This window comes from Priestia sp. BR_2, assembly GCF_041954005.1.
GTDB lineage: Bacteria > Bacillota > Bacilli > Paenibacillales > Paenibacillaceae > Paenibacillus_AQ > Paenibacillus_AQ lautus_A.
Genome location: NZ_JAVFHM010000193.1, coordinates 142,661 through 157,160 on the forward strand (window position 1 = coordinate 142,661; position 14,500 = coordinate 157,160).

The 14,500-nt window shown below is 45.1% G+C and carries 14 protein-coding genes; 7 read left to right on the forward strand and 7 right to left on the reverse strand.

Annotated elements, in window-relative coordinates; genetic code table 11:
- Positions 1-87: 87 nt before the first annotated feature.
- The 5 genes from RB298_RS13980 to RB298_RS14000 all read right to left on the reverse strand — a co-directional run bounded on the left by RB298_RS13980 (position 88) and on the right by RB298_RS14000 (position 7,170).
- The gene (locus RB298_RS13980; protein WP_486047385.1) at positions 88-1,770 is read right to left on the reverse strand and encodes a response regulator; all 1,683 of its coding nucleotides are present in this window, start codon (positions 1,768-1,770) and stop codon (positions 88-90) included.
- Between the two features lie 12 nt (positions 1,771-1,782).
- Positions 1,783-3,513, reverse strand: a complete 1,731-nt coding sequence (locus RB298_RS13985) for a sensor histidine kinase (RefSeq protein WP_192571757.1) — start codon at positions 3,511-3,513, stop codon at positions 1,783-1,785.
- A gap of 40 nt (positions 3,514-3,553) precedes the next feature.
- The gene (locus RB298_RS13990) at positions 3,554-4,438 is read right to left on the reverse strand and encodes a carbohydrate ABC transporter permease (protein WP_486047386.1); all 885 of its coding nucleotides are present in this window, start codon (positions 4,436-4,438) and stop codon (positions 3,554-3,556) included.
- 37 nt (positions 4,439-4,475) lie between these two features.
- Positions 4,476-5,381: an ABC transporter permease gene (locus RB298_RS13995; RefSeq protein WP_009590100.1), complete on the reverse strand. Its 906-nt coding sequence runs from the start codon at positions 5,379-5,381 to the stop codon at positions 4,476-4,478.
- Positions 5,382-5,496: 115 nt separating this feature from the next.
- Entirely contained in the window at positions 5,497-7,170 is a 1,674-nt protein-coding gene (locus RB298_RS14000; protein WP_277745950.1) for an extracellular solute-binding protein, read from the reverse strand.
- Positions 7,171-7,475: 305 nt separating this feature from the next.
- On the opposite strand from RB298_RS14000, the gene RB298_RS14005 reads away from it, so the two are divergent.
- The 6 genes from RB298_RS14005 (at position 7,476) to RB298_RS14030 (ending at position 12,684) form a co-directional block, all read left to right on the forward strand.
- The gene (locus RB298_RS14005; RefSeq protein ID WP_096773882.1) at positions 7,476-8,324 is read left to right on the forward strand and encodes a helix-turn-helix transcriptional regulator; all 849 of its coding nucleotides are present in this window, start codon (positions 7,476-7,478) and stop codon (positions 8,322-8,324) included.
- 106 nt (positions 8,325-8,430) lie between these two features.
- Positions 8,431-9,813 (forward strand): ADP-ribosylglycohydrolase family protein, encoded by a 1,383-nt coding sequence (locus tag RB298_RS14010; protein ID WP_251496289.1) that lies wholly within the window; start codon positions 8,431-8,433, stop codon positions 9,811-9,813.
- Positions 9,814-10,152: 339 nt separating this feature from the next.
- Positions 10,153-10,611: a LytTR family DNA-binding domain-containing protein gene (locus RB298_RS14015; RefSeq protein WP_486047387.1), complete on the forward strand. Its 459-nt coding sequence runs from the start codon at positions 10,153-10,155 to the stop codon at positions 10,609-10,611.
- Positions 10,608-11,018, forward strand: a complete 411-nt coding sequence (locus tag RB298_RS14020; protein WP_486047388.1) for a DUF3021 domain-containing protein — start codon at positions 10,608-10,610, stop codon at positions 11,016-11,018. Before RB298_RS14015 ends, RB298_RS14020 begins: the two co-directional genes overlap by 4 nt.
- 17 nt (positions 11,019-11,035) lie before the next feature.
- The gene (locus RB298_RS14025; protein ID WP_213578762.1) at positions 11,036-11,947 is read left to right on the forward strand and encodes an ABC transporter ATP-binding protein; all 912 of its coding nucleotides are present in this window, start codon (positions 11,036-11,038) and stop codon (positions 11,945-11,947) included.
- Entirely contained in the window at positions 11,944-12,684 is a 741-nt protein-coding gene (locus tag RB298_RS14030; RefSeq protein WP_145036672.1) for an ABC transporter permease, read from the forward strand. Before RB298_RS14025 ends, RB298_RS14030 begins: the two co-directional genes overlap by 4 nt.
- A gap of 27 nt (positions 12,685-12,711) precedes the next feature.
- Here the strand turns inward: RB298_RS14030 and RB298_RS14035 are convergent, their stop codons facing one another.
- On the reverse strand, positions 12,712-13,080 hold the full coding sequence (locus RB298_RS14035) for a winged helix-turn-helix transcriptional regulator (RefSeq protein WP_096773888.1): 369 nt from the start codon (positions 13,078-13,080) through the stop codon (positions 12,712-12,714).
- 139 nt (positions 13,081-13,219) lie between these two features.
- Between RB298_RS14035 and RB298_RS14040 the strand changes: the two genes are divergently transcribed.
- Positions 13,220-13,573, forward strand: a complete 354-nt coding sequence (locus RB298_RS14040; RefSeq protein WP_036660610.1) for a DoxX family protein — start codon at positions 13,220-13,222, stop codon at positions 13,571-13,573.
- 157 nt (positions 13,574-13,730) lie between these two features.
- Here the strand turns inward: RB298_RS14040 and RB298_RS14045 are convergent, their stop codons facing one another.
- On the reverse strand, positions 13,731-14,327 hold the full coding sequence (locus tag RB298_RS14045) for a TetR/AcrR family transcriptional regulator (RefSeq protein WP_375119938.1): 597 nt from the start codon (positions 14,325-14,327) through the stop codon (positions 13,731-13,733).
- Positions 14,328-14,500 lie beyond the last annotated feature (173 nt).

Below are 14,500 nucleotides of genomic sequence, written 5' to 3' on the forward strand. Positions count from 1 at the left end.
CCCTTGCATATCCAATTGCATCATAACTTCATTGTAAGGGGTGATTCCGCGCATCAAAATAGATCATTGCTTACATTCCATATACATTTATTGACCTTGGTGCATGGTTTCGGTGCGAGCCGTCCGAAAATCCTGCGGCGTCATATCATTTTGCTTCTTAAAGAAGCGGATAAAGGCAAGAGCTGAATTGTAGCCAAGCTTGGCGGCAATTTCATTGACCTTCATGGATGTATTGAGCAGCATATCTTTTGCAATGACATTGCGGTAATCATTTACGTACTTAGACAGTCCGATTCCGGTTATCTGCTTGTAAAGCCTTGATAAATAGGATGGATTCAAGCTGACATAATCCCCGATCGCGGTTAGGGATATATCATCCGCAATATGCTCCTCTATATAACGATGCACCTTATTGACGACCTCCGCCGGCAGCTCTGTTCCTCGAATCGCATTCCATTCAAAAAAGCAGTCCGCAATTTGCCAATAGTATGGAATGAGCTCCGTCCATGAAGCGGTCTCCTCCTGGCGGAACAGCATATCCAAGTTAATCTGGGTATTCATATAGTCTCGCATATCTTTATTTTTGTGCAAATGCGCCAGAAATACCGCAGATAGGAAATGGTACAACTCAACCTTGCGCTCATATGGAGTATCCGGATCGTTCCAGATGTCTGTCAATTCAACGAATTGATGATTAAACTGCTCGCGGTGATTATTTTCAAGACAGCTCATCAGCAGCTGTACGCGAGCGTGAAAAAAGCTGTCATGATAGCTTTTCGCCTTCTCTTTTTCTTCGGACTTCTGAAGATCTTGATCTGTCATGATGACCTCATGGAACAAACCATGGCCTTGCATAAGCCCGTATTTCATCGCATGAAAACGATCCGACAGCCGATTCCATGGGACAGCCTCGCTGCCAATAAGAAAAGATACGGAGAGGCTCAGCAGCTTTTTGCTGGTCGCCTGGATCGTCTCCAAATTGCCGCTCACATAGCGGTATGCCCGGGTCCATTCCATCGTACCGGTATCCGCCGTTATCTCCGGACCGGCTTTAGGCTGAAAGATCCATACCATTTTGTTCATATCAAATACGACGGAGAAGCAGCGCACATGGGCGGATAAATACTCATCGCCGATATTTTGAAGTGCGTAAGCGAGCAAAGCCTTGTCCGGTGTCGTGAACATTTCCTTCCAGGCATCGATCCTGCCAATCAGTAAATAGACAGGGAGCGATGCGTCGAGCGGAATGTCCATTTCCGCAAAAGCGTCCCGAAGCTGCTGCCCCGTCATCGTCTTGCCTTGAAATAAGCCCCAGATATATTCCTTCTGCAAGGAAGGCATCGCTATTCTCATTTTGGACTGGGCCCGCAAGATCATTTGAGCCTGACCCTGTTCCTCTTCGATTTCCTCTATCGCCCGTTCAACGGTATGAATGATCTTCTCGTCGCTTTCCACTTTCAGCAAATAATCAAAGGCGCCAAACGTTAGGGCGTTCTTCGCATAGTGAAAATCATTGAACCCTGTCAATAAAATAACTTTGCACGCCGGCCACTGCGATTTGATTTCCTGAAGCAGCTCAATGCCCTCTATGCCGGACATCTTAATGTCCGAAATCACAATATCCATCCGGTGATGTGACAGCACCTCAAGCGCTTCTTCGCCGGAATAGGCCTTCATGACTTCAAGCTCCAAACGCTCCGTCTTCTCGAACAACTCCAGAAGACCATCTACAATAATCGGCAAATCATCCACGATTAAAAGCCTGTACATGGCGATTCCTCCTTAGCTCATGCTCAGTTTAATAATAGCTTGAAGCCCGCCAAGCTCAGAGCGTGATACGGTAATCCCATACTCTTCTCCATAACGAAGCTGAATTCTGCGATGAACATTAAGCAGGCCGGTTGTCTCCTCCATCTGGTTCGTTGAATAACGCAGCTTCTTGCCAAGCGCTTCGATTTCCTCATCCGTAATGAACTCGCCGTTATCTTCTACGTAAATGTAAAAAGCATCATTTCGCAGCTTGCTGTGCACCCATAGCTCGCCCGTGCCGCGCATATTGCCAAGGGCGTACTTATAAGCATTTTCAATAATAGGCTGCAAAATCAATCGGGGAACTTCAATCGGCTGGGCTTCGACTTCAAACAGCACTTCGATTCGTTCCCCGTAACAGATCGACTGCATCTCTACATAAGTGCGGGAATGCTCAAGCTCCATCTCCAGCAGAACGTCGTCATCATGATGGCGAGTAATGAACTGAAAATATTGCCCGATGTACAAACAGAACTGGTAGGCTTTTTCCTTCTGGGTATCGGATTTAATCAAGCGGCAAAGCACGAAAAAGCAATTATATAAAAAATGAGGATTGATTTGCGATTGCAATCGCTTCAGCTCCGAACGCTGATTGCGAATTTGCTGCTCATAATTTTCCTCAATCAGTGTTTTCAAAGATTTCACGGTATCGTTAAAAGCCTGGTATAAATAGCCGAACTCATCCTGCCTGCGGTCGATCAAGATCGGCTCCAGCTCGTTTTGCTGCATGCGGCGGAAGGAACGCACCAGCTTTAACAACGGACGGTATATTAATCGGATGATAAAATAGGTAAAAAATAAAAAAATACAAACAGCAAGCGCGCAAGCCCACCAAAACAATGCCCTATATACCTGCAATGAACCGAGAATCATCTCTTCCGGTATGCAAGTTACCGTGTATGAATTCCAGAGACTGGAATACTTGAATACGGTTAGAAAGCGCTTGTTTTTATAATGAATCGTATCATAGCCTTCATCTATTTTCGCCGCCTGCTTCTCAAAAGCCAGCTGCTTCATCAGATCATGCAATTCAAGGTCGGAGCCGCTATTGATTTCCCAGCCGCGCTCCAGGTTTAACAATACGGTCTGGCCTCCCCTGCTATTGCCGATTTGCGCTAAGGTTTCTTTAATTTTGCCGGTTGAGAGCTCTACGCCTACCACATAGAGCGGATTTTTTTTGCTTGCAGGGTACTGCATCGTAATAAACAGCCGGTCCTGCCAGTAAATAAAGGGCTCCGTATAAAGCTTCTTGTCCGGCTGCATCGCTTCATATTCTTCCGCATTCAGCTTGGTTTCAAAGCTGTTGCTCAGCACAGTGCGCTCGATTAGCGGAATGTACGCCTTCGCCTCGCGAATGAACGGACTGGAATTTTTCATTAAATCCAGGCGGTGCTGAATATCCAATATTTTATACGACCGCTCATAGGAGTTCATCTGCTCGCCTGTCGCCGCCACTTCCATCAAATCCCTGTCCATAACGTAGTTAGGCAAATATCGGCTGATCCGGTCTGCTTCCTGATCCAGGGATTCTAAATAAAACCTTGTCGTATTCAAAATCGAATCGGATATTTCACTGCGGATATGATCGGCCCCTTGCTCATTTATCATCCAGGTAATTGCCATAAGCGGCAGTAAGGCTGCCAAAAAGGCAGCCATTATTTTTTTGAATATAGAGGAATCCTGTAAAAAGAATATACTTTTCATCGTCTGTTCTCCTGTGCCCGAGATCTACGACCTTCTTTGTCTATTCTTTTACGCTTCCCATTACAATGCCCTTGATGAAAAACCGCTGCAAGAATGGATAGACAATAAGAATCGGGAAAGCCGCTACGAAGATTTGTGCCGCCCTGCTTGTACGGTCAGACAGCTGGAGCATGAGTTCCACATTTTCTGATTTAAGAAATCGGAAATCCATCTTAATAATAACGGTTTGCAAGAAAGTTTGCAGCGGATAATTTTCCGGGTGATTCATATAAAGCATGCCGTCGAACCAGCTATTCCAATGCCCTACCATCGTAAAAAGCCCCGTTGTCGCCAGTGCGGGCAACGATAGCGGTACATATATTTTCCAAAGCGTTGCAAAATGCCCGGCTCCGTCAATCCGTGAAGCGTCCTCAAGCTCCCTGGGCAGATTGCGGTAAAAGTTCAATAGCAGGATGACGTTGAACACGTTAATTGCCATAGGTAGCACCAACGCTCCGAGAGTATCAATAAGTCCCAAGCTTTTAATTGTCAAATAGGTAGGAATGAGTCCGCCGTTGAACAAAATCGTGAAAACAAATATCCATGCATAGACGGTTCTTAGACGAAACGTATTGCGATCCTTGGATAAAGGATAAGCTGTAATAATCGTTAACAACATACTTAATACCGTCCCGACAACAACCCGTTGAATCGAAATGCCAAAGGCTCTTACATACTCAGGCTTGCCGAACACGTTATCATAAGCCGCCGTTGTAAACTCTACAGGCCACAGCGCAACCTTGCCGGCTGCCGCCGCCGAACCCGAGCTAAACGAAATCGCCAAAATATGAAGGATCGGCATTAAGCATAAAAAAGATATACACGCTAGAAAGACTAGGTTGCAAACTAGAAAAGCCCTTCTTCCGAATGACGGTTTAATAACCACGGTCAGTCTCCTTTCTGAATCACCGACTTTTCATCTATTAGAAAATACGGTAATTCGCTAGTCGGTATGCGAGTACGTAGGATACGGAAATGAAAATAAAGGATACGACGGATTTCAATAAGCCGACAGCTGTGGCAAATCCGAACTGGGCTTGCTGGATCCCCATACGGTAGACAAAAGTATCAATGATATCGGCACTTTCATAAACCGGTGCGCTGTACAGGTTAAAGATTTGATCAAATCCCGCATTCAGCACATTGCCGATATTAAGCGTCAGCATAAGAACGATGATCGGCATCATGCCCGGCAGCGTCACGTGAAGCGTTTGTTTCCAGCGGCCCGCACCATCGATTTGAGCGGCTTCATAAAGCGTAGGATTAATTCCTGTCAGTGCGGCCAAATAAACAATGGTACCAAATCCAAATTCTTTCCATACATCGGAGATGACCATGACATAAGGGAACCAGTTATTATCGCCAAGAAAGAAAATCGGCTTCATGCCGAACCATCCAAGCAGCTGGTTCAATATGCCGGAGGAAGGAGACAAAATATCGACCAAAATCCCGCTCAGCAGCACCCAGGATAGAAAATGGGGCAGATAGACCAGGGTTTGGAACGTTCTTTTCATCCATTCTCTACGCAATTCATTAAGCAAAATTGCTATCGTGATTGGCACGAACAAACCGGCAACGATTTTCATTACAGCAATGTATACCGTATTAAAGAAGATGCGGCCGATATCCGGATAATCCATTAACAGCTGGAAGTTCCTCCATCCGATAAACGGGGAGCCGAACAACCCTTTATTCGGCACATATTTTTGAAAAGCCATCATGATTCCTGTCATAGGAATGTAACTAAAAATAACAATCATAGCTAAACCCGGCAGCAGCATCAAATGAAGCGGCCATTCCTTCTTCCACATGCGCGTCAGACTATTCATATCTTCACCTCGCTGATTCACTTTTCATGTTGTGCGCATTCCTTGTTCAAGAACCCGATTGTTCTTGAAAAAAGGAGGGATTGCATAGATTCAATCCCTCCCTGCACTACAGATCCTATTGAAGCGATTTATACCACTCGTTAACTTCTTTCGTGATTTCATCGCCGCCAAGCTTCTTCCACTCTGCAACGAATGTATCGAATTCGTCTACGGATACTTGGTTCATTATGATTTTGATGAATATTTCATCACGTTTCTTCGTTAAAATTTCTTGACGGTCTGCCATCGTCGGCGTAGGTGCGCCGTAGAATTTGTTTTGCAGGTATTCTTTGTTTTGCTGGATTTTTGGGTTATGCGATACCGCTCCGTTCGGCCCCGAAATCAGCACTTCCCACCACATATTGATATCGCTACCATCGATAAATTTCATCGCACGTTCATAACGACCCTTCTGGTCTGCAGTTTGAAGAATGCTAGGATCTTTCGTTTCGATCGCTTTCGGCAGAATTTCGCCGTTGTTATCCATCTGTTTGCCTACGCGAAGCGGGTTCAGCAGCCAGTAGTTGTTGCCTTTTTCTTGTTTGTCTTTACCATACAGATAGATTTTTTGTTCATCTGTCGGATTCATCGTATTATCAACGACGATCCATTGGTTCAGCAATTTGATAACGCCTTCAGGATGCTTGGCTTGTTTAGAGATCACATAGTACTCGTCAACACCAAGACCAATTTGATTCAATGTAGGCTTGTTGTCTACGGAAGGGATAGGGAACACTCCCCATTCTTGAACAACCTTCCCGTCTTTCACAGCGCCCTGCACAAGCTGCGCCGGTGTCCAGGAAGCACCAAATACCATGCCGATGCTGCCGTCGTAGATGAGCTCAGCGGCTTTTTCCGTATCTTTAACCGCAAACTCAGGATCGATCAACCCTTTTTTGAACATGTCTTGCAGCGCTGCAAGCGCCTGCTTCATCTCGGGCTGGATATCACTGTTCATCAAACCGCCGTTCCCATCTTCCATCCAAATGTTTTCATAAGCGTGATAGCCGTTCAAGAACGCTCTCAGACCGGTAACGCCTGTCTCGATACTAAATGGGTTTTTGCTGACCGCAATACCGTAAGCTTGTTTTGTGCCGCCAGGATTCTTGGTTTTGAACGCTTCGGCAATTTCAATGAAATCATCCATTGTTTTAGGCTCAGGCAAGCCAAGTTCTTTCAGCCAGTCGGTACGAACGAACAAGTATTGATAGTTGAACGGGTTGTATGAGCTTGGAATCCCCATCATTTTCCCGTCGATCATCGCAGTTTTCATCTGCATGCCGCCGTCCATGGTCAGAAACTTTTTCGTCTCTTCCGTAGCATGCTGATCATAAATCTCTGTCAAATCCATAATCATATCCGCTTCCGTCAGCTCCTTAAGCTGTGCAGCGTTTACAAGCAAGAAATCGGGAAGATCGTTGGATGCGATGGCAATTTTTACTCTCTCTTTGAATTGGCTGATGTCTGCAATCCACTTGTTTGTAATTTTGACACCGATATCTTGTTCATAAACGTCATAAACTGAGTTTTTGTCGAAGTCTTCACCTTCGTCGAATTTCAAGTAAGGATCGCTTGGCGAAACCGTTGAAACCTCAATGATATCATTGCTGTTTCCTGTGCCTGTTGTTTCAATTGGTTCCTTGGAATTTACAGGTGGTTGGTTTGGCTCAGACGACGTTTTGAATCCGCAGCCTGTAATCGCCAATGCAAGCGTCAAGGAGATCATTGCAAGTGCCTTTTTGCTCTTCAAATTTTACCCCTCCGGTACATTTCGTTTAGTTTTCTGCAAATTGTATTGCAGTCTTTCATAATTCCAGTATAGAAAGAAGCCCCCCGCTGTTCTATATACTAGTCTTTACTTTCGTATACACCTCTTGACACCAGGCAAAAAGCAAATAATTATCGTGATTCACTTATACATCGGCAGCATTTACTTTTCATTTAGAAATACCTCAAAATGTATGTATGAAAGTAAATAACAGTATCTGGTTGAAGTCATCCCTTGTCTATATACTTAGCATATAAATTCATGATTGTCTGGAGGCGTTGGACATAATGAGACTTCATATTGCCTATGACCATCCCATTGCTATCAATGCTTTCGAATGGACCCCTGCCACTTATCGGCAGCCGCCTCATGTGCACGCAAGCCTGGAGATCGGTCTCTGTTTAACAGGCAAAGGCTATTTTTTCTTTGGCAACAAACAATATGCAGCAAAACCTGGCGACTTATTTCTGGTCAACAATGATGAACGGCATATTGCCCAATCTGCCCCCGATGACCCGAGCCGCTATCTTTTTATTAATTTTGATCCCGCGCTGCTGCTAGCGGAGGAGCCCGGTCTTCTGCTGCCATTCTCCTATCGCTCCACTCATTTTTGCAATCATATTATGGGCGGCTCGCCGCTCGCCAAACAGCTTACGCCTTGGGTGCTGGCTATAGCGGAAGAACTGCGGGAAAAGTCCCCCGGTTATTTGGCAATGGCCAAAAGCGCGCTCATTCAGCTGTGCGGCCGTCTTCTTCGACATTACAACGGTTTGCTGACCGATGATGAGCGTCATCATATGCTACATTCCGTTCGCCAGGCGCAATCGCTTGCCGCTTTGGTCGAGCATCGTTACCACGAGCCGGTTAGCTTAGGGGAATTGGCTGATGAACTTGGTTTAAGCGTCTCGCGCGTGAGCCGGGCGTTTCTGGAAACGACCGGTTATCGTTTCTCGGAATATGTTTCCTTGCTGCGTATCCAGGCTGCCAAGAGGGAATTGGCAGGAACAGACAAAGCTGTAGCCGATATTGCTTTCGAATGCGGCTTTCAAAGCTTGCCGACCTTTTACCGTGTTTTTAAAGAGATTGTCGGCCTGTCTCCGATCCGTTATCGGCAATCAATAGGGATTACGGAATGAGCAAAAAATGAGAATAACGCTTTCATGATTTGAGAAGCCATTGCCGGCATGGCTGGTTATAATCAAGGCATATTTTGATTATATGGATTTCAGGAGGGCAACCTTGATGACGAAATGGATTGGACTGAGGGAATTAGTTCGGGATGAAATCAAACAGCGCGGAGAAGAAGGCTGTCATGTTGAGGGGATGGCCGAGCGTCTGGAAGCAGCCGGCACAGACGAAGCAAAGTTAATGGAAGTATACCAGGCTTTAATGGCTCTTGAACCGCATGCGGATTTCAAGTATTTCGAGCCGTCGGAATTGGAGGCCATTCGCGCCGAACGTCCGGATGGACCGAGATTCCTGTCCGGAAACTGGGATGAGCTTAAATGGCAGGATAAATTTCATGGTGCGTGGCTCGGCCGTTCGGCTGGTTGTGCGCTCGGAAAACCTCTCGAAGCTCCTTCCTTCATGCAAGGCTCGGGCGGAAGACCCGGCTGGCACAATGTTAAGTTGTGGTTCGAAGGCGCAGGGCAATGGCCGATTCGCCACTATACACCGGGTGAATCAACTGCAGAAGCCGAGTACGGTATCGAGATCGCAAGGTGGAGCAGCTTGGCCAGCTGCCGGGATAACATTCGTTTTATGGAAACGGACGATGATATTCGATATACCGTTCTCGGCCTGCTCATGCTTGAGGAACGCGGGCTCGATTTCAACTCCTGGGATGTGGGCAAGCTGTGGCATCGTCATTTGTCATTCGGGCAGGTATTCACGGCTGAAGCGCAGTCCTATCTTAATTTCGCTCGCGTCACTTCACATATTAGCGGCGATCGACCAGATGACTGGGAGAAACACATCCAATGGGGCCGTTCTTATTTAAACCCCTACCGCGAATGGATCGGCGCCCAAATCCGTGTGGACGGCTATGCATACGGTGCTGCCGGCCAGCCCCAGCTTGCAGCTGAGCTTGCTTGGCGGGACGCTTCCTTCTCCCATGTGAAGAATGGTATTTATGGCGCCATGTTTTGCTCGGCTATGATTGCCGCCGCATTCGTTGAAAGTGATATGAAGCGAATTGTTGAGATCGGATTGAGTGAAATTCCGAAACACAGCCGTCTTGCAGAAGATATCGCATTAGCGGTCAACATTGCCGAGGAAACGGAAGACACAATAGATTTGGTGAGTAAAATATGGGAAGCATTTAAGCACTATCACCCTGTTCATACCAATAATAATGCTGCATTATGCGCGGCTGCGCTCATTCATTCCGGAGGCGATTTTGAGAAAGGCATAACAACAGCCGTACTTGGTGGCTGGGACACCGATTGCAATGGCGCCACCGTCGGTTCAATTCTTGGCGCATCCCTTGGAGCGGCGGCGCTTCCTGAGAAGTGGATCTCGCCGCTAAACGATACGTTGTATGCCGATGTCAGTGGCTTCCACCCCATTGCCATCTCCGAATGCGCGCAAAGAAGCTATCGCGTCTTTCGAAAATTGCAGCATTAACATGATTTAGGATGAATCGAGTATAATGCGGTATCATATTAAACTAATATGTCCGTTCACTTAAGAAGGCAGCTGATCGCTCTGACCAGCTGCCTTCTCTTTTTTATCAAATTCCTCTTGGCAAGTGTTCTATACGTCCGATGAGCTCATTTCGATAATTCATTTTTGAAGGCTTAATGCATTTTCGTGTAGTATTTTATCTGCTTTGCTGCAGGTCGGACGCCGATACATGCATCTTACTACCCGCGTCCTGCGTGTCGCCTTTGTTTTAATGACAATTGAAAAATCGCCATCTATACTAAACCTATAGAGCGTATGGAATGGAGGAGCCGTCTATACATGAAAATTTCACTCGACATCGACCCGCGCAACGAAGAAACAACGGTGACGATTCACTGCAAAGAATTGACCCCAGCCATCCAGGAGATCCTCGAGTACCTCAATAAGAATGATATGGATTTGATCGTCGGAAAAGATGGAGAGAATCAGCACTTAATTAAGCACGAGGAAGTACACTACTTTCGTACAGAAGGCGATGTGGTCACAGCCGCCACCTCAGAAGGAATCTTTAAAATAAAAGAAAAATTATATGAGCTCGAAAACTCCCTTCCCTCCCACCGGTTTATCAGGATCTCAAAATCCGTCATTGCGAACCTGCATGCAATGAGCCATTTCGAACCATCATTTAACGGGACCCTCTGCGTTCACTTTAAATCAGGTGAAAAAGAAAATGTTTCGCGTCATTACATTGGCCGAATTAAAGAAATTTTAAAGATGAACAGGAGGGAAACGAAATGAATGCATTTCTTTTCAGAAGCATGATCGGTATATTCTTCGGGGCCTTTATTGCTGTAATGACTACAAGTGCGCTTATTTATTTTGGCGGACAATCGACAATAGACGGAATGCATTTTATTAAAAATGCATTTGGTTATATATTCTGCGGCTGGCTGTTTAATGTCACACCCCTCTATTTCAAAATTCGCTCACTTCGCCTGCCCTTACAAACTGCCTTGCACTTTTTAACAGTCACCATCGTCTACTTTTTATTAGGCCAATGGATCGGCTGGATTCACATTAATGTAAAGAACTTTTTGATATTCCTGGGAATCTCTATTATCGGTTACGCCATCGGATGGATTGGATTTTATCTTTATTTTAAACATGAATCGAGAAAGCTGAATAACGATCTTAGAAGACATTGAATAAAAGGAGAAAACGCATGGAGAGTGTCATTACAGTTCGCAATCTATCGAAAAACTTTGGCGGGACCAAGGCAGTAAAGAATCTTTCCTTTGATGTTTACAAAGGTGAAATCTTCGGAATTATCGGGCCGAACGGCGCAGGGAAAACGACCACCCTCGAAATCCTGGAAGGAATCTCTGATCCAAGCGAGGGAGCGGTTGAAGTCCTTGGACTCGTTCCCAATAAGCAGCTTCGGGAGTTGAACAAGAGAATTGGTGTCCAGTTTCAAGCCACTTCGATCCAGAAGAAAATGAAAGTAAAAGAAGCGCTGGATCTCTTTTCTTCATTTTATGATAATGCCACGAAAAAAGATCATTTCATAGAATTGCTTGGCTTAAACGAAAAGCTGAACGTAAAATTTGATGACTTATCCGGCGGATGGAAGCAGCGGGTAACTCTTGCTTTAGCCACTCTGCATGAGCCTGAAATCTTATTTCTTGATGAGCCGAGCATGGGTCTTGATCCCTCAGCAAGGCGGGAAATGTGGTCTTTGATCCGGCTGTTACGGGATCGTGGAAGTACGATTGTGGTGACCACGCATTATATGGAAGAAGCTGAGCAGCTGTGCGACAGGGTGGCGATGATTTACAGCGGCCAATTAAAAGCTTTAAACTCCCCTCGTGAATTATTAAACGAAGGTGCTGCTAATTGTCTTACCTTTATCAGTGAAGGAGTCGCCCCCGAATATCTAAGCTCGCTTCCCGGCGTGGAGCGCGTTGAAAAGAATCAAGACGAATTTAAAGTGTTTTGTGATGACCAACAGACAACGGCTTATCACATTTTCAGTTACTGTCAGGAAAAAGGCATCCGATTGTCCAGCTTCAGGTTTGAAAAAGGCTCTCTCGATGATTTATTTATCCAGTACCTAGAAAAGGAGAAGATCGGATGAACGCAATCGTAAAACTCGCCAGTTTAGAAACGAAAATGTTCTTTAGAGACCGTTTAAGCATGTTTTGGACGTTTCTCTTTCCTATTGTGATGATCGGGCTGTTTGGATCCATGTTTGTTGGAGATAACATGAGTCAAAAGGCTTTTGCGGAATATTTTGTTCCTTCGTGGATTGGCGTCAATATCGTAACCACTTCCTTTTTTACTCTGGGAACTGTTTTAACCAATTACCGGGAAACGGGCGTATTGCGAAGATATCAATCAACACCGCTCCAGCCATGGAAAATCCTCGCCGCCCATACCTTTCAAGGGACCGTCATCTTTGCAATATCCGCCATGCTTCTGATGGTCTTTGGCATGCTGCTCTACGATTTAACCCTGCCGGCCTACATCGGAAGCACCCTGCTTTCATTGCTTATTAGCATCCTCGCTTTTTTCCCGTTTGCTTTATTCCTGACCTCATTAGCAAAAAACACTCAGGCTGCTTCCGCAATCAGTTCATTATTTCTAAACCTGATGCTGTTCCTGTCAGGAGCGACATTCCCGCTGGAAATGATGCCGACGGTTCTTCAATATGCAGCGAAAATACTCCCGCTCTATTACGTCATTCAGTTGCTGCGGGGGACGTGGACAGAAGCGCCAATTACGGAGTATGGCTTTGAAGCAGCTGTTTTGATTGGCATTGCCATTGTATCTGTTGTGCTTGCTACACGGTTTTTCCGGTGGAGCGGGAAATAGGAATATTATAAGAAGACTTGCATCGCCTCATTTATAATCGGTTGACCCGGTTTCATACCTGAAACGATCTACTCCATAGAGCGTATTCATATGCTCCATATGAGCCGCTCCCCAATTGTTCAATGCCTTTAGCACCGTGCTTAAACCTTTGCCATACTCGGAAATTGAATACTCTACTTTTGGAGGGACCTGGTTATAAACCTCTCGATGTACAATATCGTTATACTCAAGCTCTCTTAACTGTTGGGTAAGCATTTTTTTGTTTATACCCGGTATCGATTTTTGAAGCTCGCTGAATCTCATGGTGCCGTTGGAAATCAGTTGAAGTAAAATGACGGGCTTCCATTTCCCCACCAAAATATCAAGCGCTGATTCAAATTTGCAATACTCTTTCATTGAACTCCCCGCTTCCCTGTACCTTAGGTAACTTTTTATTCACTATGTTTAGATAAAGTGCCTACTTCATTGAACCCAATTACTAGACTATTATAACCTCAGAGAACGCAAATAAGTAATAAGGAGGTTAGCACCATTCATGAATATCGCATTATGGATCATTCAAGGGCTTGCTGCGCTGGGGTTTGTTTACTCAGGATGGTTGAAGGCGTTTCAGTTTGAAAAAGCCAACGCGTCTTGGGGATGGGTGAAAGACGTTCCCAAAGCGTTCGTCGTCTTTATTGGGGTAGCAGAATTGGTAGGAGCTTTCGGACTTATTCTGCCACTAGCGATGTATATCGCGCCCATATTGACGCCTATTGCCGCTGCAGGTCTTGCCACAATCGTTCTTCTTGGCGCCCTATACCATGTTGCACGCAAGGAGCATCGAGAAATAGGCGTAAACGTTGTCTTCTTTGTGTTAACTGTATTTATTGTGATCGGTCGTTTTTAAACCAGCATCTGCCGAAGCTGGATTCAATGTTTCAGTAGTGAATATAGCAGCAGAGAATCGACCTGCAGGTCGATTCTTTGCTCTACCACGATCGATGGTACGGTCCACCGTTAATGATCTCAAACGATCCTGCCCTTACTCTCTCATTCTTCTACCTTTATTTGCTTGGCGCAATCCCTTTTACCAGCAATTCCGTCCACTGGGCGGTATAAGGGAGTATCCTTTGGTAGATATGCGGGCTGGATATCCCTTCAACCAGGGCCTGGAAATATATCAGAAGAAATTCATCCGAATATTTCAGATCAACCTTGCCTTCTTTGCGCCCACGATGAAATAAATCCAACATAAGACTGTAGCTTTCGTTGACGTACTCCTGCATCATCAGTGATAATCCGTTATCGTCCTTCTTTGTAAAATAATCCATTAAATCGAAATAAAACTGCTTGTTGATCTTCTCCAGAAAATGAATTTTGATCTGACTCATGGCAATGATCGTTTCTTCGAAGGGTTTATTTTCGGCCATGATTTCTCGGGCATTTTCCCCCATTTGAGTTAAAAAATATTTAAACACCTCGTGGATCAGGTTTTCCTTGCTCCCAAAATATTTAAATATCGTCGTTTTACCGACATTGGCATGTCTAGCTATCTCATCCACTGTTACATTTTCGATGCCGGCTTCGGTATTCAACAAGTCAAAAGTTGCCTCCAAGACTTGATTTTTCTTCGCTTGCGTCCTCTTTTCAAAACCATTCATTCCTTATTCCTGCTTTCTAACGATTATGACTAAAATAAATTATTGCGGAGGTTTTTGTTCGTAATTTTCCTTCCTATTTATTATATAGCGAAATTATGAATTATCAAACGCATCAGAGTTCTAAACTTAGCTTTATTTGCGTTGACTATGACCATAATCGGGTGTATAACTGA